Origin of the sequence: Gordoniibacillus kamchatkensis (genome assembly GCF_000829455.1) — a bacterium.
Lineage (GTDB): Bacteria > Bacillota > Bacilli > Paenibacillales > NBRC-103111 > Gordoniibacillus > Gordoniibacillus kamchatkensis.
On the sequence record NZ_JXAK01000135.1, the window covers coordinates 1 to 2849 of the forward strand.

The 2849-nt window shown below is 57.2% G+C and carries 1 protein-coding gene; it reads right to left on the bottom strand.

Translation table 11 applies throughout. The features are described from left to right. On the bottom strand, positions 1-2849 hold a 2849-nt coding region (locus SD70_RS32370), incomplete at both ends, for an N-6 DNA methylase (RefSeq protein WP_041052824.1).

Below are 2849 nucleotides of genomic sequence, written 5' to 3' on the forward strand. Positions count from 1 at the left end.
CGGACATCAATTTCGGAGGCGTCCAGGTCTTTCGGCTGCACCGCTTCAAGCGCTTTGACGTTTTCGCCGTAACGTTCGGCATCGTATGCCGCAAACTGTCTGGCCACACGCAGCTTCTCCCGCACATTGCCGGACAAGTACGCATCCGCGGTTTCGTAGATCGGCTTTCCTTCCTCATCCAAATTTTCGGGATTGGGGAAGATGACGCCGCGCAGCTCTTTTATCAGTTGTTCTTCCGTCCAACCGGTTAGCTGCGCCATATACGGCAGATCGACACGGGCTTTTGCGCCGATGGAAACGGCAAGCGCCTCCGAAGCGGTATCCACCTGTTCCACATGGATGCGCTGCCGGATCGTGCGTTTGGTGAACATATCCGCCTTGCGCAGCAGCCGCCCTTCCTCGTCGATGATTTCCAGCGAGCAAAGAAGAAAGTAGGAACTGTCGTCCGAAAAAGCAAGGCTGTTGGCGCGGCTGTTGATCAGGCCGTATTGCGCCGTAAACCGGTCATACTGCGCATTCAGCTTGCGCTGTTGCTGCTCTATCATCTCATCGCTGTAGTCTTCGGTTTGGTACTCGATCAGCTCGCGCACGGTGTCCCGCAGCTGAATCATTCCCTTGATGCGGCGTGCCGCCGTAGCGGAAGTATCCACACGCCGCATCCGGCTGTTCTCCCGATAGTAGATTTGTCCATCCACCAGCGCAAAGCTGAAATTGCGGACAGACGGATCGGCAGGGAGCGAAGGTTCTTCTTCCTCCGGCTGGTCTTTCCGTTCCAGCTCCGCCCATTCGGCATGGATGCCCGACAACGCTTCGCGCAGCAGCTCATCCAGATTGGCGTCCGGAAATGGCTTGCAGGACGTTTCCTGCCGGTTGCCGTACATCCGGTCGTCAAAAACCATGGTGCCCAGCACCATATCGGGATGTTCCGCGAAATAGCGATTCACCGGCACACCGTCCGCTGTCTCGGATAGGGAAAGCCATGCTTCGGTTTGCTCGCTGACGGCGACCATGCGATCCCGTTTCTGCAAAAAGATAATGTCGGCGGTTACTTCGGTTCCGGCATTGGCTAAAAACGCATTGCTCGGAAGACGCACCGCTCCGAGCAGTTCGGCGCGTTCCGCTATATATTTGCGTACCGCCGGGTTTTGCTTGTCCATCGTTCCTTTGGACGTAATAAAGGCGATGATGCCGCCCGGACGCACTTTGTCCAGTGTCTTGGCGAAAAAGTAATCATGGATGAGAAACTTGTGCTTGTCGTAACGTTTATCCGCCACGCCATAACCGCCGAACGGCACGTTCCCGATGGCGAGATCGAAGAAGCTGTCCGGCAAATTCGTCTGTTCGTAGCCGCTGACCGCAATCGACGCCTGCGGGTATAGCTGCCTGGCAATACGGCCGGTAATGCTGTCCAGTTCCACGCCAAACAGCCGCGAGCCTTGGAACGACTCCGGCACCAGACCGAAGAAATTGCCGATGCCGCAAGACGGCTCCAAAATATTGCCGCTGCGAAAGCCCATCCTCTCCAGGCATTCGTACATCGCCTTGATGACGGTCACAGACGTAAAATGGGCATTCAGCGTTGACGCGCGAGCGGACGCATATTCATCCGGCTCCAGCACATTTTTCAGTTCCGCATATTCGGCTGCCCACTGCGTGTTCGCTTCGTCAAATGCCTGCGGAATGCCGCCCCATCCGACATAGCGGGCCAGCACCGCCTGCTCGTCCGCTGTCGCTTGCCGCTGCTCCTGCTCCAGCTTGTTCAGCAGCCGAATCGCTTCCATGTTCCATTTGAACTTCGTTTTTGCGCCGCCATGTCCCAGTTCATCATCCGTAATCCGGTAGTTGACAGCCGGGACAGACGGACGGGCTGGCGCGGTGCGGCCGGCCGCACCATCAGAGGAAAGGGAAGTGTCTGGCTGCGATACGGTCTCTGGCCCTTCCGTCACCGGCTTCTCCTCCGGTAAAACCGCATCTTCCGCCGTTTCCCATGCCGTTTCGTCAGTCCATTCCGATTCCTGCTCCCCGGTAATCAGATGATCGTTCAGCGGGTTTTCGCGCAGCATTCGCTCAAAATCCCGACGATTCAACTCTTTGATGAAGAGCGGGAACTGACGGTCTTGCAGCACCACTGTTCGTTGCTCCAGCTGCACAACTTCATATTCGTCTGCACCGATCCAGACCGTGCTGCCTGCGTCATAACCGTAGCGCGCCCGTTCCCGATTCACAGGCGTGTGTTCCGGTTCCGCTTGCGCGTCCGGTCGGGAAAGCCCCGACGATGCATCCGGCTGCGGCAATTCGCGCCTGGCCATTTCCGCCGCTTGCAGCCGCCGCTTTTCCTCCTGCTGCTCCGCAAAGGCAGGAAACCGCTCGGCTTCCTTCCGGTTCAAGTAACGACCCGCTGCCAGCAGTTCGCCGATACGTTTCTGCACATTCATCCACGGCAGCACCACCTGCGTATCCGGGTTCATGATCGAGCCGCGGGTCAGCGTGATGCCTTTGCTGTCATAATTCATGTGAATATCCGTGCCGATCAGCGCGGGAAGACGCCCGCCGGTTCCGTATTCCCGTTTCAGGAAATCGGCGTTCTCCTGTGCGGACAGCGACTGCTGGAAATGCAGCGCAATGCGAAACTTGCCGTTCTCAAAACCGCTGCCGTTTTGCAAAATGGCGTCAATGACCGCTTGCGGCATGAAAAAAGCGGAGGCTTTTGCGTCCTCCGCTTGTTCCATCCACAGCGTCTGTTGCTCGATGGACGGTTCCAACTTTCGCGTCAAGTCAAATTCGTTCAACAGTATCATGCTGGCGATATGCCCGGCGATGACGCCCCAATCGTAAAAGCTTTGCGCCGT